Raw genomic sequence first — 19,654 nt, 5'->3', positions numbered from 1 at the left:
AAGGGTAGAATGAAAGAGGAAGATTTTTCATCTTTTAGGGGGCGTTTTATGATTATTTTGGAGCAATATATGTACCTGTGGCTCCAGTATGGAAATGGGAGAGCAGAGGGAGAACAATTAGAAATAACAATACAAAATATATCTGAAACATTATTTTGTACAGAGCGAAATAGTAAATTAATCATAAAAAAATTAGAAGAATTTAATTGGATTATGTGGTTTCCAGGCCGAGGGAGAGGAAATCGTTCAAAGTTGTTATTTCAAAAACATCCACTTTCTTTAATTTTAGAAAGAGGAAAAGAAATAACGAAACAAGGGGACGTAAAAAGTGGAGGTGCATTTATTGAAAGATATAGCTCGTATTTTCCATCACTTCAAACGCAATTTCAAACGTGGATTGATTCGATATTCGGTTATCAAGTCGAAAGGACATCTAAAGGGAGAAGAGATGTGCTACGTTTGCAAGTCCAAATGAATCTAGATATTGCATTAGATCCTGTATACGCTACGATGCGTTCGGAATGTCATATGGTAAAGCATATATACGACACGTTAGTGTATATAGACGGAAATACAAACAGTGTAGAGCCAAGACTTGCGTTTTATTGGGAATATGATGACCAGAAATATATATGGACCTTCTACTTACGAAAAGGTGTTCAGTTTCATAACAGGAAAGAATTTACTGCTTATGACGTTGTACATACATTTAAACGATTTATGAAAGAGAAAAATAACCCGCATGCTTGGATGTTACAGCACATTGAAAGTTTACATATTCTTGATGACTACATTGTGCAGATTCGTTTATCTACAGATAATAAGTTGTTTTTACATGCTTTAAGTACAGAACAGTGTTCTATTGTAAATGAAGATGGAGATGGAAGGTTAATCGGTACTGGACCGTTTCGATTATGTGAAAAGAATGAGGATGTATTCGTATTAGAAGCAAATGATTTATATTTTCGCGAGCGACCATTTCTCGATCGAATTGAATTATGGAATGTAGAGCACAGTGTAAATACGTGCGATATTTTAGCGAAAGCACACTATAACAATATAGAAAAGCATCATAAAGAACTAACTAGACTTGAGTCGAATGTAACATACATTACATTAAATACCGCAAAAGAAGGACCTATGCAAAACACGATGTTTCGGAAAGCTCTACATAAAATCATTCATAGCAATGCGCTTATCGAGGAATTGCAAGGAGCGCGCGGAGAAATAGCAGAAGAATTGGTTCTAACAAAGGGTGGCACTATACATATAAATGAGGACATATATACGCTTATTAAAGAGAGCTCTTACCGTAATGAAACATTGCGACTATATACATTTACAGAACAAGATCATGTTGAAGATTCATATTGGATACAAAAAGAGTGTGCGAAGTATGGCGTCACTATTGAAGTCGTTTTTCTTGAAACAAAAGAGTTATTGCAAGCAAGTACGATACAAAAGGCTGATATAATACATGATAGTGCGACAATTAGTGAACGGATTGAAGAAAGTTTACTATATATGTTTCTTACAAAAAACAGCTTTATTCATCAACATAGCAATACAAAATTTAACGAAGTATTGCAGTCTTATTTTATAGAGAATCAATTAGAGAAACGGATGACACTGTTACACGATATTGAAGACACATTGTTACGCCAAATTCATATTATTCCTTTATATCGTAACAAACAGCAAGTAAGTTCACACGAAAAAGTGCAAAATATAATGATTAATCCACAAGGTTGGATCGATTTTTATCAAATATGGTTTAAGCCTTGATATATATAGGTTCTTATGCATTTTAGTAAGATGTGTAAGAACCTTTTTTGTATGGAAATGAAGTTTGTTTTGCACATTTTTACGCTACATGTTATAAAAGTTCATTTACAGCGTAACAGTGTTATGTTACATTGTTGTTAGGAAGGAGTGATATACAGTTGATTACAAATTTAATTTCAAAAAAAGATTTATTAGAGTTAACTGGTATTTCATACGGACAGTTATATAGGTGGAAGAGAAAAAATTTAATACCGGAAGATTGGTTTGTACGGAAGTCAACGTTCACAGGTCAGGAAACATTTTTTCCGAAAGAAAAGATATTAGAGCGTATTGATAAAATTCAAACGATGAAAGAGGATCTATCGCTTGATGAATTGGCAAATATGTTTTCACCAAGCGTAACAGAGATTCTTTTAGCAAAGGAAGATCTCATTCGTAAAGAAATTACATCAGAACCTGTTTTACAATTTTTCATGGAGCAAACGAACAAAACGGCAGATTTTCAATTTGCAGATATTCTTTATGTATACGTGTTAGAAGAACTTCTTCAATCAGGAGACGTTAGCTTAGAAGAAGGGAAAATGGTTTTACAAGTTTTACGTGAAAATTATGAAGCGATTAAACATAAAAATTGTGATTTAGTTATTATTCGGAAGTTAGGGATTTCTACATGCTTCTTAGTATCAAGCGTTGAGGATTTAATTTTTGAAATGGGAACAAAGATTGTTTTACGTGTAGCAATTATGAAATATACCGAAGCATTAAAAACTAAACTGTTGTAGTGGAGGAGAAATAATGCGTACAGAAAATTTAATTATAAACGGATATGGTTCATCAAACGGTGGAGAGTTTCATAAAGTGCAACTAAATGGAAAAGGAACTGTTAATGGAAACGTTGAGTGCGACCAATTTGAATGTAATGGTTACGGAATTGTTACTGGTGATTTGAAAAGTAGCGATGCGAGAATTAGCGGATCAGGTAAAGTTGAGGGTACAGTTAGTGCGGAAATGATGCGAATCGATGGGAAAGGGACAATTACACAAGATGTAAAGGCGACCACTTTAAAAATTGCAGGAAAAGGGACGATAGGTGGTAATGTAACTGGTGAAGAATTTAAAATCAATGGTCAAGCGACGATTGATGGTAATTGTGAAGTTGATATTTTTTCTTCAGAAGGGCAATTTACAGTTGGTGGATTATTAAGCGCAGATGAAATTAATATAAATATTCATGGTACATGTAGAGCGAAAGAAATTGGTGGCCAAACCATTAAAGTAAAACATAGATTGAGTGCTTTTAGTAGACTATTTAAAACAGTATTTGGCTTACAGTTAGAAGCTGAACTGCTAGAAGGTGACAATATCGATATTGATTATGCTCACATTAAAACAGTAAGGGGAAACAATGTTACTGTAGGGCCGAACTGTGAGATTGAACTAATTGAATATACTGGGGTTCTTACTGTTGATAAAAGTGCAAATGTAAAAGAAATTAAGCAAGTTTAAGTTTAAAAGGGAGAGAGGAATCGGTATGGAAAATCAACATAGTCTTACTGTCAATGGATCAGGTAGCTCAGCAGGTGGAGATTATAACAAAGTAAAGATACGCGGCGAAGGAACAATCTCTAATCATATGAGTTGTAATGATTTTAAAACGTATGGTACAAGTGAAGTACGTGGCAATATGAAAGCGAAAAATTATGTCGTGTATGGAGATAGTGAAGTACAGGGGAATATGGAGGCGGAATATGTAAAAGTATATGGCAATGCCCAAGTACAAGGCGACGGACAAATTAATAAAATAAAAGTTAGAGGTATGATAGAATTTAAAGGGAAGCTATCCGGTGATTTCGTAGATGTGAAAGGCGCTTTAAATGTAATGGGAGATATAGAAGTAGAGGAATTATTACTAACTGGTGGTCTTGAAAGTGATGGTTTGCTTAATGCTGAAAATATTGAGATCTCACTTCGTTATGAAGGAAGTAAAGTGAGAGAAATCGGTGGGAAAAAGATTACAGTACGTAAAAAAGCGAGATTTATACCTTTTACAAGTCATGCAGGAAGCCTTCAAACATCAATTATTGAAGGGGATGATATTTATTTAGAACATACAATAGCAGACGTAGTAAGAGGAAATCATGTTATAATTGGCCCTGGCTGTGAAATTAGTGTAGTAGAATATCACACTAGTTTTAATCAGAAAGGTAATGCAGTCGTAAAAGAACATAAACAAATATAAGTAGTATGAGGGAGAGCAAGGTTATGGTTGAGAAGAATAATAAGCTCGGTTTTGTTGTGGCGGGCTTATTGCTAGGGATTTTAATGGCATCAATGGATAATACCATTGTCGTAACAGCGATGGGAACAATCGTTGGTGATTTAGGAGGCCTTGAAAACTTTGTATGGGTCGTTTCTGCCTATATGGTCGCAGAAATGGCAGGTATGCCGATTTTCGGTAAACTATCAGATATGTATGGTAGAAAGAGATTCTTTATTTTCGGTTTAATCGTATTTATGATTGGTTCGGCACTTTGTGGAACTGCTGAAAATATTACACAGTTAGGTATTTATCGTGCCATTCAAGGTATTGGCGGCGGGGCACTAGTGCCGATCGCATTTACTATCGTTTTTGATATTTTCCCTCCAGAAAAGCGCGGGAAAATGGGTGGTTTATTCGGAGCAGTATTTGGTTTATCAAGTATTTTCGGGCCATTACTTGGCGCATATATTACGGATTATATTAGCTGGCACTGGGTGTTTTATATTAACTTACCACTTGGAATTTTAGCACTTATTTTTATTACATTATTTTATAAAGAGTCACGAGTTCATAGAGAACAAAAGATTGATTGGTTTGGCGCAATTACTTTAGTTGGTGCAGTAGTTTGTTTAATGTTCGCCTTAGAATTAGGCGGACAAAAGTATGATTGGGATTCTAGCTTTATTTTAAGTTTATTTGCTGGGTTCGCTATTTTAGTAATTGCTTTTATTGTTATTGAACGAAAAGTAGAAGAACCAATCATTTCATTTGAGATGTTTAAACAACGTCTATTCGGAATGAGTACAATCATTGCCTTATGTTACGGGGCGGCATTTATGTCAGCAACTGTGTACATTCCGTTATTTATTCAAGGTGTATACGGTGGTACGGCAACAAACTCAGGATTATTGTTATTACCAATGATGTTAGGATCAGTAGTTACAGCGCAGTTAGGTGGATTTTTAACATCGAAACTTAGCTACCGAAACATTATGATTATTTCTGCTGTAATTATGCTAATCGGATTATTCTTATTAAGTACATTAACGCCAGAAACAAGTCGTATATTATTAACAATTTATATGGTTATTATCGGTTTTGGAGTTGGTTTCTCATTCTCTGTACTAAGTATGGCTGCTATTCATAACTTCGGTATGGAGCAACGCGGTTCTGCGACTTCAACGAGTAACTTCATTCGTTCATTAGGTATGACACTTGGTATTACAATCTTCGGAATGATTCAAAGAACTGGTTTCCAGGATCAATTAGAAGAATCGTTTAAAGGTATGAGCGGGGGAATGAATACAAACGCTTTAGGAGATTCAAGAGCTATTCTATCAGAATCGGCAAGATCTCAAATTCCGCCGCAAATATTAGATAAAATTATTGAAGCTCTCTCTAGTTCAATCGTTCAGACATTTATGTGGGCGTTAGTCCCCGCAAGTTTAGCGTTCGTATTCGTTTTCTTTATGGGAAATGAGCGCATGGTATATAAAAAAGAACAAAACAAGGTGAAAAGTGAAACATCAAAAGCATAAAGAAAAAGCTCCTTTCAATTTTGAAAGGAGCTTTTTCTTATGTACGGAGTCGAATTAGCCTTCAATAATTTCGTATTCTTCGTCTGCTAATAATAAAATTTGTGTTTTCTTACCTTTGTTTTGAACTTCGATTACATCATATGTACCTAAGTCTCTTAGCTTGCTTTGAGAAGCGTTAACCATAACTTCCATAGAATCAATTAAGATATCTTCTTCAACGTATGATTCAGGTAATGCCATATCTTCAGTATCTAATACACATGTATATAGATTTTGTAAGTTCTCAGCAGTTGGGTTTTGTTCCTCAACATCAATAATGTTTTTTACTGCTTCCATATTTTCTTCTTTTACTTGATATACTTTAATTTTAGTCATTGTTTTAATCTCCTTTATAACGTAATCGTAGAGGCTGCAATTCATCCCGCAATAACGAGCAGTAGACTCCCGCCTCAAGGTGAAGAAGCAAATGATGAGGATGGCAGGAGATAACTGCCCGTAAGAGCCCGATTGGTGAGGGCTAACCATTAGTAGGAGATAAAGCTCCCCGCTAATAGAAGTTTCACTTTATTATAACGCTTTTTTGTTGAAAGATGAAATTGTTATATGCATTTATAGTGAAAAATATATTTTATTACTTATTTGAGGAACGATGAGTTTCTTAATTTGACAGGCATATGTCTGTATACTTATCTAGACTAATATTAGAGTTATATTGTCCAAGCTTTTCTTACATACCTTTCATATTATATTTATTAGGTAAAACATATAGGAAAGGAATGGAGAATCAGTGGATTGTGAGCCGAAACGTGATTGTCAATGTTGTCAAAATAGTATATGTGAATTTTTGAAAAGTTTACATCCTTATTCTAGGGTTGAGAGTATCGTAATAGACGGAAACGAAATAGTTGTATCCTATTTTATTTCATTTAATGAGATAAAAGGTATAGTTTCGTTTGCACAAGAAGACAGTGAGGTAATATTTGTAGATTGTTCAAGAATTGATGCGATTCGAATAGGGAAAGTTTGTAGTTGTAAAACGAAAGTTAAATTTATTGAAGATGAATTCAGTTTACTTGGAAATGTTTGTCCACATTGTTTAAATGAGGGAAGTACACTATTCTTCGATTTTAATAATCCTGAATTAAGTTTATCTTTACAGGCAACAACGATTGATCCACCTAGATGTATTGAATTTGTAGATGAGCTTGGGAATGTAGTAAAGCAAATTACTATAGTAGGTGAAGCGATTGTTTCTAAAGATTTCGTTCCGGTACCTGAACTGTTAGATTTTCGATTAATCTTATCGGATATAACTGGAAATCCATTGAAATTTGGATTACTGTTTATTAACTTCCCTGATATTACGTTTATCATTCTTTTCGCATCAAATGGATACCTCAACATTTCAAACTGTTTAAAAATAGAGAGTGGAACTGGAAATGCCGAAATAGAAGAGATGAAAAAAGAGATTATTAACGACAATAGTATGATGTACAATTCAATTATTAAGTTAACTAAAATATATAAAAATGGTGAGACGGAATCTTACATTTCTAAGAAGGAGTTATAACGTATTTATCGTAATTAACCCTCGTACACTATAATGAGGGTTTTTACATAAAAATGATTAAATGAAATATTGTTACATTTGAATTTAGCCATTTATTGTGTGGAATCGGAAATTTTTTAGCTTCTCTTTAGATACACTAATGAAAGTAAAGGTATTTATTGTTTTCTATAATGTATAGGCCGTAGTAGCGGGAAATAGGCTGGTTTGTACTATCAATTGATACGTGTTATTCCTTAATGCGTCACTGCCATAAACATGCAAATTAGGTACCCTGCTTACGCAACAAAATATGAAAGAAGTCAATTGCAGGGGATATTTATTTAAGTGTAAATAAATATAGCGGTGGAGTAGGCGATTATACAATATTAGTAAAATAATTTAAAAAAGGGCTGCTACGACAGCCCTTTTTTAAATTATGTAAATACCTGCTGTAAGTTTTTTTGAGAGTGAATTTTATTAGGAATAATTAGTCATCATTGTTACCATATATCGCCATCAAGTTAACGAAAATACAATACCAATTCTGATTTTATATTAAGATTTTACTTGCTAAGCTCTCTTTGAGCCCCCATATAGCTTCCAATGATATTTTGATAACTTGGAAGATGCTTAGCAAGTAAAGCTCCGAAACCTTCAACATCATTTCGCCAGTCACGCTGTAACTCTGCTGCAACGCTAAACCAGTTCATTAGTTGCACCCCTCCATGAGCCATACGCATAAGAGCGGCATCAGCAACTTGTTTACTAAAAGTTCCAGATGCATCCGTTACAACAAATACCTCATACCCTGCATTTATAGCTGATAGAGCTGGGAACGCAACACAAACATCAGTAACGACACCTGCGATAATTAACTGTTTTTTACCCGTTGCTTCAATAGCTTTTACAAATTCATCATTGTCCCACGCGTTAATTTGTCCAGGACGCGCTATTTTAGGCGCATTTGGAAATAGTTCGATTAATTGCTGCATGAGTGGACCATTAGGACCGTCTTCGAAGCTAGTTGTTAAAATAACAGGTAAATCAAAAAACTTAGCGGTATTCGCAAGAGCTAAAACATTATTCTTGAATTCATCAACACCATAGTCACGCACTAGACTGGAAATAAGACCTGTTTGATGATCCACTAGAAGAACCGCGGCATCACTTTTTGAAAGACGAGAATACAAATCAGACATTTTATAATCCCCCTTAATAAGCTTATTTACAAATCAATCTTACAGTTATTTATCTTGATTTGGTATACATGCAAAAATTTATCAACAAATAGTTTTCATTAGAATATTGGGATGTATGTATTTTTATATTGAGGAATTACAAATTTTTCGTTTTGGGAAACAATGTATTAATTGAGTGGATAGCTATGTGGTATGGTCCTAATGCTATCTATTATTTGTGAATAATAATGTTTTTACCTGTAAATAGAAAATGAGATATGAGGACTAAAATGAATCTGAAAATAGCAATTCTTGATTGGTAAATCATTTCAATGAAATTAGATGTTATAATAAAATTGAATTTACGTATAATTTATAATTATTTGACATTTTAGAGTTGAGTTTCATAGACATTTACTTAGATAATAAATAAGTGTGTATAAGAATACTAATAAAAGTTAACTCATGAAAATGTTGAGTCTAGTTGATTTTAAAGAAAGCGGGAATGTAAATGATATATGAGGCAAAAATACATACAAGAAAAAAATTAGTTTCTATGTTCGAGGATTTTAATAATGTTGTTCTACTTTCTTATTTACAAGGACATATGGGCAATGCCTGGGTGAACGATCTTGAAAACCCGACAGTAGCGCAAATTACGGTAGGGATTTTCACATTTTACGCTGGGGATCCAAATGCAAAAGAGACAGAAGAGTTATTACGTAACATCCCTGAAAGAATTTTAGTAATCGTAAATAGTGATCAATGGAAAAAGCGTTTAGAAACATTCCATGAAAGAAAAATAGATAAGTTTTTACGATATAAATTTAAAAGAAATGCAGAAGTGTTTAATCGCTCAAAATTACAATCTTTTATAACTGCACTTCCAAAAGGATATGAATTAAGAAAAATAGATGAGCATATCGCAAATAATCCAACATTACACAACGTTTCTGAAGATTTTACAAGTCAATTTCGATCAATAGATGATTATGTAAATCGAGGTATAGGTTATAGCATTTTGTATAATGGAGAAGTCGTATGCGGTGCATCATCATATAGTATTTATAATGATGGTATTGAAATTGAAGTTGCTACTGATCTTGATCATAGAAGAAAGGGATTGGCAACTGTAGTTTGTGCGACCTTAATATTGGATTGTTTAGAAAAGGGGAGGTATCCAAACTGGGACGCAGCGAATAGTACTTCTGTCAAATTAGCAGAAAAGCTAGGGTATGTTTTTGATAAGGCATATGATACTTATTTTGTAAATAATAAGTGAATGAACGGGAGCGTGTACGGATTGTACAACGTCATAAGACTAGTAAATTAACGTTTAGTAGTCTTATTTTTTATAATTGCAAACAAAAACTAAACTATCCAAAGATAAAAAGGTATTAAAAGAGATGTTAATAAATGAAATTAAGGGAAAAGAATGACGACAAGATTGGTTTCCTAAGAAGAGTTGATAAATTTTAGTGAAAAATTTGAGAATAAAACAATGATATTAATGATAAGGATGAAGGGATTCCGCAAAAATTTGGGTATAAAAACCGACTTTTTTTAGTCGGTTTTTATTTTTTTCAACAGTAGAGTGATACTAATATTGATTTTTCTTCTATTACTAGTGAATATAATTAACACATCAGTTCCTACTTCCACGATGAGGGTTCAGAAATTCTCTTTTTATATAGGTAGATAATCATAAAGGCTTAATATATTAAGTTATGTGTGTTTAACTAACAATAAATTTGCTATTTTTTTGTAAATGATGAAAGTAACTATTATACAAACCCACGCATTAATAGAAGAGATACATATACAGTATAGAGAGTTAAAAAACTCCAAAATATTGTATAAAGGAGATTATAAAATATGAGCGAACAATGCCCAATTAATGTACCATGTCAGGTAGATGGACAAACTCAAACGCCATTAAGTGATGCAGCTGCAACACCAATTCTTACTCCAGGAACACCGATTGTAAAAATACCAGTTGTATTAGCAGAAAGAACAATTCAAATTGTTGTAGAATCTGATATTTCATTAGATCCTCCAGCAACTGAGATTAAGCGTGTGTTAAAAAATGTATTTTTAACACAATGTAAGTTAGTTCCTGTAGCATTTACTCCAGTACCAGGTACAAATTATCGCCGAGTTACAAGAGCAAAATTATTTGTACAAGGATATATTCGTAAAAATATTGAATATGCAAATGATGAGTGTAATGGAGTGCTATATGATCGTATTGCAAATGTTCCATTTTCTGGTTTTGCAGATTTAACAGCAGCTGATTTTCTATCACAAGCTGTAGTAGCTTCTTCCTCAGATACTACATCTCACTTTATTAATCCTAAAAATGGTGATTTACCACGTTTAGACAAATACTTCTTCGAAAATACAGTTTTTTATAATGAACAACCATATTGTGAATTAGTAAGCGCACAATTTTTCGAATTAGACTTTTCACCTTGTCCAACAGAATTAAACGAGCCATTTGGAACTCTTCGTGAAAAAATTGTACTAGATCTTACTTTAAAAGTTTTACAAGTACAACAAGTACAAGTATAAGACTAAAAAAGCATTGTCTTTAATAAAAAGACAATGTCTTTTTTATTATTATAAAACATATATAATGATGGAATGGTCGCGTACAAAAAGCATATTTTTATGAATTTCATCAGATGGGGGGATGGTGATGAATAAGCCATGGGTTGGTAAGGAAATATGGAACAAAGTTTACAAATGGAAAATGCTGAATGTTCAAGATGATTCGCGCGAAATAAGAGAAAAAAGGAAAGTAAAGAAACAGAGTCAAAAAAAGAAGAAAAAGCAATGGGAATAGAGAAAGAAGGTAAAGAAACAGAGTCAAAAAAAGAAGAAAAAGCAATGGGAATAGAGAAAGAAGGTAAAGAAACAGAGTCAAAAAAAGAAGAAAAAGCAATGGGAATAGAGAAAGAAAGTAAAGAAACAGAGTCAAAAAAAGAAGATAAAGCAATGGGGATAGAGAAAGAAAGTAAAGAAACAGAGTCAAAAAAAGAAGATAAAGTAATTGGAATAGAGAAAGAGAGTGAAAAAACTGGATTAACAAAAGAAAATAAAGCGATTGGATTAGAGGAAGAAGAGGTGAAAATTGAATCAGTAAAAGAATATGAAGAAAGAGAATTAGAGAAAGAAGAAATAGCAATTGAATCAAACAAAGAAAGTGAAGAGACTGAACCAGCAAAAGAAAATAAAGTGATTGGATTAGAGAAAGTAGAAGTAGCAAATGAATCAGAGAAAAAAGTGAAGAAACTGAATCAAAGAGAGAAAGTATAGGTTTAGGATCAAAAATAGAGACTTCAGTGCATTCAATGGTAGTGAAAACGCCATTTTCTATTATTTCAGAAGTGTCTAGCTTTAAAGTATTTCCAAAAATAAATGTGAAAAATCAAGATGCATTTGTATTTCGAAATGAAAAAGATGCGGAGGGGCGTGAATTAGATTCTAAGTTATTAACTACAGTGCAACAGTATCATTCGGAGGCTTATTGTAAATTAGTTTCTTTAAATCTTCATGAAAAGAGAGTGCTTGTTGAATTATATAATCAAAAAGTTAAAGGGAATAATGAAGAGAATAAGGTAGAGACATCTTCATGGATTCCTATTCACAGCATAATATTAGAGAGTGAAAATGGGGGAGAAGTAAGTAATTATATAACAGCCAGACTACCAATAGAAATAGGAAGATATAAAGGTGAAATTAGTTTACGAGAAAAAGTGGTATTTACAGAAAAAGTGATAGGAATAAAAGAGGTGGAACAGGAGATTATTTTGACAAAAACCGAATTTTTAGTACCAAAAGTAAAAAAGAATGGACAAAATAAATTTACAGTTGAAAAAGGGAGCTTATTGGTAGAAGGATATATATATCAATGTATTGAATACATATCAGAACAAAGTACATTTCATGACAATGTGTATCAGTTAGTACAAAATATTGTATTGGAATTAATCATTCAAGTGATACAAGAACAGGAAGTACAAGTGCGAATTACATAAAAATGATTATATTCCCTTGATTAGCTCATTATTTTTATTCGTAGCGTATCAATGCGTAATCTTTTGTAAATCATTCAGTGCTATAGAATATCCTCCAAACGGTTTATCCTCAATGAATTCACTTTAATATTTGTGAAGGATGATATTATTGCTAGCTAGGATAGTTACTTAATTGTATGAATTTCTTCAGGTTTAAGTTTTAAAAAGGTGCTAACAAGTTTGTCAACGAACTTGCTAACACTTATTAAAAACGGGTATAAAATGTGGCGTATATGTTGTTTGAATAAAGAAGCTAATTCACAGATAATTGCTTGTATAATCTGATGTGTAATACAAAGTACATTGACTCCTTTTTTACAAAACTCACAACTTAAATAGTAAAACATGTTTATCGTAATTTTCCAAACACCAATTATATTTTTTAGAATAATTGGGGGGACAACTTCTTTCGTAGTATCGACTTCAGTATAGCCATATTTTTTATAAAAGTTTTCTAGTTCCTCGAAAGGAAGACAATACACATTTAGTATTTGTAATTTTTTTGCAGTTTGTACTAAAAATGAAACGAGTTGCCCAGCTAATTGTAGACCTCTAAATTTAGGGAGAATAAAAATTCCACCCATTTCAATAGTACCTTCATCTATTTGGACTAAACGTCCAACACCTGCATACTCGTTGTTATATGTAATGATCGCAACTGTGTCTCGTGTTAAATCACTTGGTACAAATCCTATCGATTCATAATGATTATTAACCCATTCTAAATCATTATATATAGCTAGTTGAATACTCATGTGTATCCTCCCTCAGAAAAAATGTAATATTCTCATTATACACAGTGTAATAACTTGTAAAAAGAGGTTAAAATGAAATCATTTTTATTTGCAGTTCAAGTTTTGAAGAATAGTGCATACAATATAAAGTCTTTTCCTTTCTTCATTTAAGTTTTACGTATATAATTTAAAAGTACTATTTTTATTTTATATTTTTTATATTTATAACAGAATAGAGGTTTAAAAATGGGTGTTAAAATCATTACGGATAGTGCGGCGGATTTACCGGTAGAATTGCTGCAAGCATATGATATTGATTTAATTCCACTCCGTGTATATGATGAAGCAGAAACAGAGTATTTAGATGGGGTTACATTAAAATCGGTTACATTACTGCAAAAAATGAGAGAAGGCGCAGTTTATAGAACGTCATTGCCTTCACTTGAAACTTTCCAAGAAAAATTTGTTTCTTATGCAAAAGAAGGTAATCCTTGTATATATTTAGCTTTCTCATCTGAACTGTCTGGTACATATCAATCGTCAGTTCTCATTAAAGAAGAAGTGAAAGAAACATACACTGATTTAGATTTAGAAATTATTGATACAAAATGTGCCTCACTCGGTCAAGGTATTGTCGTATTAGAAGCTGCAAAAATGGCAAAAGAGGGCGCATCAAAAGAAGAAATATTAAACCGTGTCGCTTTTCTAATGAACCATATGGAACATATCTTCACTGTAGCTGACTTGCAGTACCTAGTGAGAGGTGGGCGTTTAAGTAAAGTAGCTGGTTTTATTGGTGGTTTATTAAACATTAAGCCGATCTTAAATGTGGATGAAGGAAAACTTGTACCACTTGAAAAGGTACGAGGGAAAAAGAAAGTATTAAGCCGAATTGTTGATATTATGGAAGAGCGCGGGAAAGACCTTAAAGGTCAAACAATCGGTATGACTCACGGTGATGATTTAGAAACTGCCGAAGCATTAAAAGCATTAATTACTGAAAGATTCGGTTGTGAAGTATTTATCGTAAATACAATTGGAGCTGCAATCGGAGCGCATACAGGACCAGGTGCGTTAACGTTGTTCTTCTTAAATGAAGTAGAGTAAAGGATTGATCTTTTGATCAATCCTTTTTCTTTAAATTAAATATAGAATTTATTATTTATGAGTGCTTTGTTTTTTAGGTAAGAAGGTATAAAGGAAACAAGTGAAGGCTAGTATTAAACTAAATGTTTCAGTATCATCAACTACTAAACCATTGTTCCACTGATAAAGGAAGGATGCTAGTATTAAAAGAGTTGCGGATCCTCCAGAATATCTTACTATTTTTCGTGTTGAATCGTTTTTAGGTTTTACAATCATATTTATCGCCCTTTCATATTTAGTAAATAATTCGATAAACTAAATTATAGGATGTGGTATTTGGAATTCATCTATTAAGCCTATTTAATTTATTTTCGGTTACAATAGATGCCCTCAATGTAATCGGCAAGTTTAACCAATCATGCTATTTAAATTAAGAATGATAGTTAGCTTTTGATTCAAGCCTATTTTAAATTCTAAAATAATTGTTTTATGCGAATGAAAAATATGTAATTACTTCTTAACTTTCTCTTTAAAAGGTAAGAAGGTAGATAGGAAAGTAGTGATAGCTAGTGAAAAGCTGACTCTTTCAGTATGATCAATTACTAAGTCATTTTTCCACTGATAAAGGAAAGAAGCGATTATTAAAAGTAAAACAGCGCCTCCAACATATCTTACTATTTTTCGTGCGGATTCATCTTTAAGTCTTACAATCATGTTTATCTTCCTTTCGAGTTTACTAAATAATTCGACAAACTAATTACTAGGATGCGATATTGGTAATTCATCTATGAAGAAACTTTGAAATTGAGTGAATTTTTATCGGAGAAACATCAAAAGGTATATGCATTACGAAACATGATAGAGGTGTATATAGAACTTAAAGATTGGAAAAATGTTAATAAAGTTATGAATGAAGCATTTCATTTTTTATCGGTTTATGATGTACCAATTGCACATGTCCAACTATATGGTTTGAAAGCTAAAATATTCAAAATACGTGGAGATTATTATGAATATGAGAAAAATATGCAAAAAGCAATTGACGTGGGAGTAGAAAAAAAGCAACATCGATTAGTTGCTGAATTATCCTTTGAATTAGGTAACTTTTATAATGAGAATCGCTCTTATAAATTATCTGCGAAGTACTTTAAAATTTCAGCTGAAAATAAAATGGATTAAAACAGGGTTTCAGTAATATGTTTTCTCAGATTATTAATTAGAAGAGGTTCCCACGCATTAATGGTTCTGTATGGGAAGGAATCACAAAATACGAATTTCGTATGTGAAGCAAAATAAAAAAGAAAAAGCCAATGTCCTTATCGTATGGAAATTGGCTTTTGTTTATCTGTATTATAGAAACTGAGAAACTGGAAAATCAAGATTAATAGTGGTATGACGCAATATTGATTTATGGGATTTCGCTTTCTTTGAAAACAAACGCATTAAAACAGCAGCTTCTAAGGATGCACTAGATAAAGCATTTTCATCTTCTCTACCAATAAGTACTACATCCGGTATAACAGGCCAAGAGCCAGCACGATTATAAAAGGGAACTAAAGACGGTTTACATGTAAATATACCGAAATCTATATTGCTTTGTTTTTCAATCCATTCAGTAGCTGCAGCAACTGTTTGTAAACCTAAACCTTGCCCATGATAATCTGGATCAGTCGCTACACAACTAAGTCCGGCTATATTAAATATTTGCCCATTATGATGGATAGTTTTGCGCACTACACCTGCATAGCTGACTAACTTTCCATCTATGTAGGAATAAAATGAGTGTACATTAAATTCTTTAAGGTGAGTTTCTGAAATTGTTTCCTTAGGCGTGGAATCGAAATCTGGCCAAACCTGCTGTAGCATTACAGCAATTTCGCGTCGTAATGCATCAGATGCTTGATTATAGTCGGTTGATTGTACAATATGAGTTGTCATAAGTTATTCTCTCACTTTCTACTATGTTTAAATTCTATATATACTCAGTAAAAGCCAGCATCTTTAGATATCGTTAGGGTGGTATTTTTTTCAATTTGTTTGAAATATATTTAAAAATCAGTTCCAGTCATTCGAGCTAGCATAAATATTATTAAAAATATTGACTCTTCATGTTGTAACAATTACTTATAACATTAATCCAAGTGGAGTGAAAATTATAAACTTCAAACAAAAGAAAGAGTAAATAAACAGTGTAGTCTATACGAACCTAGAAATTCCCTAGCAGAAGTAGTAATACTTACAACTTACATAAATAGGAAGAAATAGAAAATGAAATATCAAATTACATTCATATAAATTTGAATATTTCAAGATATTAAAATTTTGATAGTTCATATATAATAGTGAAAAGAGTAGAGTTTTGTAACTATTTGTAAAAAAAGGAGGGTGCAAAATGAATAAAATAATACAAGCCCAATCTCAATGGGATTTGGACAGGCTATATCCTCAAGAACAAAGCTTTACGTTTTCTATAGAAACGATAGAAAGATTAAAAATTGAATATAAAGCAACAAAAGACTCAGTAATCCTTTCACAACTTATACAGGCTATCGAAAAAGCAGAGTATTACTTATATTGCCGTGCTGCTGAAGATGAGAAGCATCCTGAAAATACTTTACTAAGTGTAAAAGTAAATCAATTAAAGAAAGAAGTTCAACTATTAATAGAATCTAGTAAGGGACAAAGTGTTAATACAAATCATTCAAGTATTAAACTAATAGAAAATGAATTAAAAGCTTGGGAAGATATGTATACACAATTAAGAAATAAAATAGAAGTAATACACGATAAAGAGACTTTATCATTTGGACAAGCAAATTACGTTGCGATGAATAGTGATGATCATAATGAAAGATTAATAGTATTTGATTCTCTTACAGATGCTTTGAATAAGGAAAAAGATATCTTTGCTACTGTATTGAATCAAATAGGAAGATTACGTCATGCTAAAAGTGATGAAATGGAAGGGACAGAGATTTTAAAACAATCACTACAAGCAAATGGCATCTCTGAAACTGCATTATCCCAAATGTGGAATGCAACGGAACAAAATCTTACTAAGCTAGTAATTGCGTTAAACGGTTATAAAAAAGGAAAGAATTCAATTACATGGTACGAGCTAATGACATGGAAAGAAAGTAATGAGACTGTTATTCCTTTTTCAGTAGCAGTAAAAAACATATATGATGCACTAAAAAATATAGATGAAGAATTGGCACAGTTCGCACAGAATGCAATAGCGAATGGCTGGATCGATGCTGAATCGAGAGATAATAAACCGCCGGGTGGATTTTGTGCTCCTTTTTTCAGTGAAAAAGAATCTCGCATTTCGCTTCGTTATGATGGAACAATTGATAGTGTAAGAGTACTTGCTCATAAACTGGGACACGCTTGGCATTTTTATGTTATGAGTCTTGAACAATCTACTTCATTTTTAGATGATTATCTGTCAATGAGTACAGCTGAATCAGCGTCTATTTTCTTTGAAACGGTAATCATGAATTATTTAATTCAAACAACAGATTGTGTAGAGATGAAAAAGTCATTGCTTAGCTGGAAAATAAGAAATAGTTTTAATTATGTTATGGCAATTCGTGCATCGTTTCAGTTTGAGAAGAAGTTTTATGAAGAATGCAAGGAAGGTCCTTTAAGTGCTGATGAAATTGAGAAATTATCTATAGCCGCGCAAGAAAAGGCATACGGGAATGCACTAACAGAATATCAGCCGTTTGTTTGGATGAAATACGTTCAGTTTTATATAGCAGACGTTCCTTTTTACAATTATCCATATACATTTGGGTATTTAGCGAGTTTTAGTTTAATTGAAATAGCAAAGGAAAATAAAAATAAAAATGCATTTCATTTGAGGTATAAAGAGTTTTTACGAGAAACAGGAAAGGCCCCAGTTGAAGAATTGATGAAAAAACATTTTGATATTGATCTAACAGAGTATGAATTTTGGAATAAAGCTTTTATGCAAATTCATAAAGATATTGATGAATATTTGCAAATTAATTAAGGGGACTACATATATGAACAGGATCGGTATTATCGGAGCAATGCAAATAGAAATAGACTTACTATTAGAAAAACTAATTATTAAAGAGGAACATACTATTGCGGGAATACCTTTTTATAAAGGAAACTTCATGGATACAGAAATTATTATTACGCGATGTGGTGTAGGAAAGGTAAATGCCGCCGCATGTACACAAATTTTAATTAATAAATTTGATGTGAATTCTATCATTAATACAGGTGTTGCGGGTGGATTACATCCGGATGTGAAAATTGGCGATCTAGTTATTTCTACAAATGTTACGCATCATGATGTTAATAAAAATCAAATGAAGAATCTATTCCCGTTTCAAGAAGCGTTTCATGCAAGCGAGGGATTAAGAGATTTAGCCCGAAAAGCTGTTAATAGTAGTAGTTTAAATATTACTGTTCATGAAGGAAGAATCGTCAGCGGAGAATGCTTCGTCGAGGATTCAAAATTAAAGGAGCAATTAGTCACTGAATATGCACCTCATTGTACAGAAATGGAAGGAGCAGCAATTGGACATGTTGCTTATATAAATGACATACCGTTTCTAGTTTTGAGATGCATTTCTGATAGTGCAGATGATTCAGCGCAAGTTTCATATGATGATTTCGCGAAAAACGCAGCGAAATATTGTTCAGAAATTATTGTTGAGATGCTTAAAAATATTTCGAGTAAAGCTGTATTGTAGTTCATAAGTAAAGAATGGGAGAGAATATCATGTTACAAGCACTAATTTTCGATATGGACGGAACATTATTTCAAACAGATAAAATTTTAGAATTATCGTTAGATGATACATTTGATCACTTAAAATCACTACAATTATGGGATACGGTAACACCTATTGATAAATACCGTGAAATCATGGGTGTGCCTTTACCAAAAGTTTGGGAAGCTTTATTACCTAATCACTCTAATGAAGTAAGGAAACAAACAGATGGATATTTTTTAGAAAGACTAATTGAAAATATAAAGAGTGGAAATGGTGCTTTATATCCGAATGTAAAGGAAGTTTTTAGTTTTATAAAAGAAAATAACTGTTCCATTTACATTGCTAGTAATGGTTTAACGGAATATTTACAGGCAATCGTATCTTATTATGATTTAGACCAATGGATTACGGAAATATTCAGTATTGAACAAATACACTCGCTAAATAAAGGTGATTTAGTTAAAGGCATTTTGAAAAAGTATGATATACAAGAGGCAGCGGTAGTTGGGGATCGTTTATCGGATATTAATGCGGCAAAAGATAATGGTTTAATTGCGATTGGATGTAATTTTGATTTTGCACAAGAAGATGAGCTTGCTCATGCTGATTTAGTAATTGATGATTTAATGGAACTGAAGGGGATATTACCAGAATTGAAGAATACGTACATAACAAAATGAATAAGTTC

Annotated in this window: 16 protein-coding genes and 4 pseudogenes; 15 read left to right on the top strand and 5 right to left on the bottom strand. The window is 32.5% G+C overall.

All coding sequences use genetic code 11. The features are described from left to right. Positions 1-9 precede the first annotated feature (9 nt). From JFT95_RS12145 to JFT95_RS12125, 5 genes are all read left to right on the top strand, one after another. Complete coding sequence (locus tag JFT95_RS12145) at positions 10-1,785, top strand: SgrR family transcriptional regulator (RefSeq protein ID WP_201053645.1); 1,776 nt, start codon at positions 10-12, stop codon at positions 1,783-1,785. Positions 1,786-1,943: 158 nt separating this feature from the next. Next, complete coding sequence (locus tag JFT95_RS12140; RefSeq protein WP_201052332.1) at positions 1,944-2,567, top strand: YhbD family protein; 624 nt, start codon at positions 1,944-1,946, stop codon at positions 2,565-2,567. 13 nt (positions 2,568-2,580) lie between these two features. After that, positions 2,581-3,291 carry a bactofilin family protein gene (locus tag JFT95_RS12135; protein ID WP_002189907.1) on the top strand — a complete coding sequence of 237 codons (711 nt, stop codon included), beginning with the start codon at positions 2,581-2,583 and terminating at the stop codon, positions 3,289-3,291. Between the two features lie 25 nt (positions 3,292-3,316). Continuing rightward, positions 3,317-4,024: a polymer-forming cytoskeletal protein gene (locus tag JFT95_RS12130; RefSeq protein ID WP_012261119.1), complete on the top strand. Its 708-nt coding sequence runs from the start codon at positions 3,317-3,319 to the stop codon at positions 4,022-4,024. Positions 4,025-4,047: 23 nt separating this feature from the next. Continuing rightward, entirely contained in the window at positions 4,048-5,583 is a 1,536-nt protein-coding gene (locus JFT95_RS12125; RefSeq protein ID WP_012261118.1) for an MDR family MFS transporter, read from the top strand. Positions 5,584-5,637: 54 nt separating this feature from the next. Here the strand turns inward: JFT95_RS12125 and JFT95_RS12120 are convergent, their stop codons facing one another. Further along, entirely contained in the window at positions 5,638-5,958 is a 321-nt protein-coding gene (locus JFT95_RS12120) for a hypothetical protein (protein ID WP_002032538.1), read from the bottom strand. A 412-nt stretch (positions 5,959-6,370) separates the two neighbouring features. Between JFT95_RS12120 and JFT95_RS12115 the strand changes: the two genes are divergently transcribed. After that, positions 6,371-7,153 carry a BC_2878 family exosporium-associated protein gene (locus JFT95_RS12115; protein WP_201052331.1) on the top strand — a complete coding sequence of 261 codons (783 nt, stop codon included), beginning with the start codon at positions 6,371-6,373 and terminating at the stop codon, positions 7,151-7,153. Positions 7,154-7,695: 542 nt separating this feature from the next. Here the strand turns inward: JFT95_RS12115 and ycaC are convergent. Beyond that, positions 7,696-8,331, bottom strand: a complete 636-nt coding sequence (gene ycaC, locus JFT95_RS12110) for an isochorismate family cysteine hydrolase YcaC (protein WP_002192841.1) — start codon at positions 8,329-8,331, stop codon at positions 7,696-7,698. A 490-nt stretch (positions 8,332-8,821) separates the two neighbouring features. On the opposite strand from ycaC, the gene JFT95_RS12105 reads away from it, so the two are divergent. From JFT95_RS12105 to JFT95_RS12090, 3 genes and pseudogenes are all read left to right on the top strand, one after another. Then, positions 8,822-9,592 carry a GNAT family N-acetyltransferase gene (locus tag JFT95_RS12105; RefSeq protein WP_002013350.1) on the top strand — a complete coding sequence of 257 codons (771 nt, stop codon included), beginning with the start codon at positions 8,822-8,824 and terminating at the stop codon, positions 9,590-9,592. A 593-nt stretch (positions 9,593-10,185) separates the two neighbouring features. After that, entirely contained in the window at positions 10,186-10,881 is a 696-nt protein-coding gene (locus tag JFT95_RS12100; RefSeq protein WP_002013348.1) for a CsxC family protein, read from the top strand. Between the two features lie 127 nt (positions 10,882-11,008). Continuing rightward, positions 11,009-12,350, top strand: a pseudogene (locus JFT95_RS12090) (BC_2427 family protein). 363 nt (positions 12,351-12,713) lie between these two features. Here the strand turns inward: JFT95_RS12090 and JFT95_RS12085 are convergent. Continuing rightward, a pseudogene (locus tag JFT95_RS12085) lies at positions 12,714-13,144 on the bottom strand (GNAT family N-acetyltransferase). Between the two features lie 225 nt (positions 13,145-13,369). Here JFT95_RS12085 and JFT95_RS12080 point away from each other — a divergent pair. Further along, positions 13,370-14,230, top strand: a complete 861-nt coding sequence (locus JFT95_RS12080; protein WP_002189899.1) for a DegV family protein — start codon at positions 13,370-13,372, stop codon at positions 14,228-14,230. A gap of 489 nt (positions 14,231-14,719) precedes the next feature. On the opposite strand, the gene JFT95_RS12075 is transcribed toward JFT95_RS12080, so the two are convergent. Further along, positions 14,720-14,923 (bottom strand): hypothetical protein, encoded by a 204-nt coding sequence (locus JFT95_RS12075; protein ID WP_201052330.1) that lies wholly within the window; start codon positions 14,921-14,923, stop codon positions 14,720-14,722. A gap of 72 nt (positions 14,924-14,995) precedes the next feature. Between JFT95_RS12075 and JFT95_RS12070 the strand changes: the two are divergent. Next, positions 14,996-15,388: pseudogene (locus JFT95_RS12070) on the top strand (helix-turn-helix domain-containing protein); the annotation flags it as partial. Positions 15,389-15,559: 171 nt separating this feature from the next. Here JFT95_RS12070 and JFT95_RS12065 read toward each other — a convergent pair. After that, the gene (locus JFT95_RS12065; protein ID WP_201052326.1) at positions 15,560-16,147 is read right to left on the bottom strand and encodes a GNAT family N-acetyltransferase; all 588 of its coding nucleotides are present in this window, start codon (positions 16,145-16,147) and stop codon (positions 15,560-15,562) included. Between the two features lie 169 nt (positions 16,148-16,316). On the opposite strand from JFT95_RS12065, the pseudogene JFT95_RS30230 reads away from it, so the two are divergent. The 4 genes and pseudogenes from JFT95_RS30230 to JFT95_RS12050 all read left to right on the top strand — a co-directional run. After that, positions 16,317-16,391, top strand: a pseudogene (locus JFT95_RS30230) (DUF3888 domain-containing protein); the annotation flags it as partial. A 210-nt stretch (positions 16,392-16,601) separates the two neighbouring features. After that, positions 16,602-18,227 (top strand): M3 family metallopeptidase, encoded by a 1,626-nt coding sequence (locus JFT95_RS12060; protein WP_201052324.1) that lies wholly within the window; start codon positions 16,602-16,604, stop codon positions 18,225-18,227. A gap of 13 nt (positions 18,228-18,240) precedes the next feature. Beyond that, the gene (locus tag JFT95_RS12055) at positions 18,241-18,942 is read left to right on the top strand and encodes a 5'-methylthioadenosine/adenosylhomocysteine nucleosidase (protein ID WP_201052322.1); all 702 of its coding nucleotides are present in this window, start codon (positions 18,241-18,243) and stop codon (positions 18,940-18,942) included. Between the two features lie 29 nt (positions 18,943-18,971). Next, positions 18,972-19,646, top strand: a complete 675-nt coding sequence (locus JFT95_RS12050) for an HAD family hydrolase (RefSeq protein WP_201052320.1) — start codon at positions 18,972-18,974, stop codon at positions 19,644-19,646. Positions 19,647-19,654 lie beyond the last annotated feature (8 nt).

Source organism: Bacillus sp. TH17, from assembly GCF_016651125.1.
Taxonomy (GTDB): Bacteria; Bacillota; Bacilli; order Bacillales; family Bacillaceae_G; genus Bacillus_A; species Bacillus_A mycoides.
Note: the sequence above shows the minus strand (reverse complement) of the source record. Positions and strands in the feature narration are given on the sequence as shown.

Excerpts from the sequence above, each read along its gene's own strand:
- JFT95_RS12135 (WP_002189907.1), top strand. The coding sequence starts at position 2,581 with ATGCGTACAGAAAATTTAATTATAAACGGATATGGTTCATCAAACGGT.
- JFT95_RS12065 (WP_201052326.1), bottom strand. The coding sequence starts at position 16,147 with ATGACAACTCATATTGTACAATCAACCGACTATAATCAAGCATCTGAT.
- JFT95_RS12120 (WP_002032538.1), bottom strand. The coding sequence starts at position 5,958 with ATGACTAAAATTAAAGTATATCAAGTAAAAGAAGAAAATATGGAAGCA.
- JFT95_RS12105 (WP_002013350.1), top strand. The coding sequence starts at position 8,822 with ATGATATATGAGGCAAAAATACATACAAGAAAAAAATTAGTTTCTATG.
- JFT95_RS12100 (WP_002013348.1), top strand. The coding sequence starts at position 10,186 with ATGAGCGAACAATGCCCAATTAATGTACCATGTCAGGTAGATGGACAA.
- JFT95_RS12130 (WP_012261119.1), top strand. The coding sequence starts at position 3,317 with ATGGAAAATCAACATAGTCTTACTGTCAATGGATCAGGTAGCTCAGCA.
- JFT95_RS12145 (WP_201053645.1), top strand. The coding sequence starts at position 10 with ATGAAAGAGGAAGATTTTTCATCTTTTAGGGGGCGTTTTATGATTATT.
- JFT95_RS12055 (WP_201052322.1), top strand. The coding sequence starts at position 18,241 with ATGAACAGGATCGGTATTATCGGAGCAATGCAAATAGAAATAGACTTA.
- JFT95_RS12125 (WP_012261118.1), top strand. The coding sequence starts at position 4,048 with ATGGTTGAGAAGAATAATAAGCTCGGTTTTGTTGTGGCGGGCTTATTG.
- JFT95_RS12050 (WP_201052320.1), top strand. The coding sequence starts at position 18,972 with ATGTTACAAGCACTAATTTTCGATATGGACGGAACATTATTTCAAACA.
- ycaC (WP_002192841.1), bottom strand. The coding sequence starts at position 8,331 with ATGTCTGATTTGTATTCTCGTCTTTCAAAAAGTGATGCCGCGGTTCTT.
- JFT95_RS12075 (WP_201052330.1), bottom strand. The coding sequence starts at position 14,923 with ATGATTGTAAGACTTAAAGATGAATCCGCACGAAAAATAGTAAGATAT.
- JFT95_RS12080 (WP_002189899.1), top strand. The coding sequence starts at position 13,370 with ATGGGTGTTAAAATCATTACGGATAGTGCGGCGGATTTACCGGTAGAA.
- JFT95_RS12060 (WP_201052324.1), top strand. The coding sequence starts at position 16,602 with ATGAATAAAATAATACAAGCCCAATCTCAATGGGATTTGGACAGGCTA.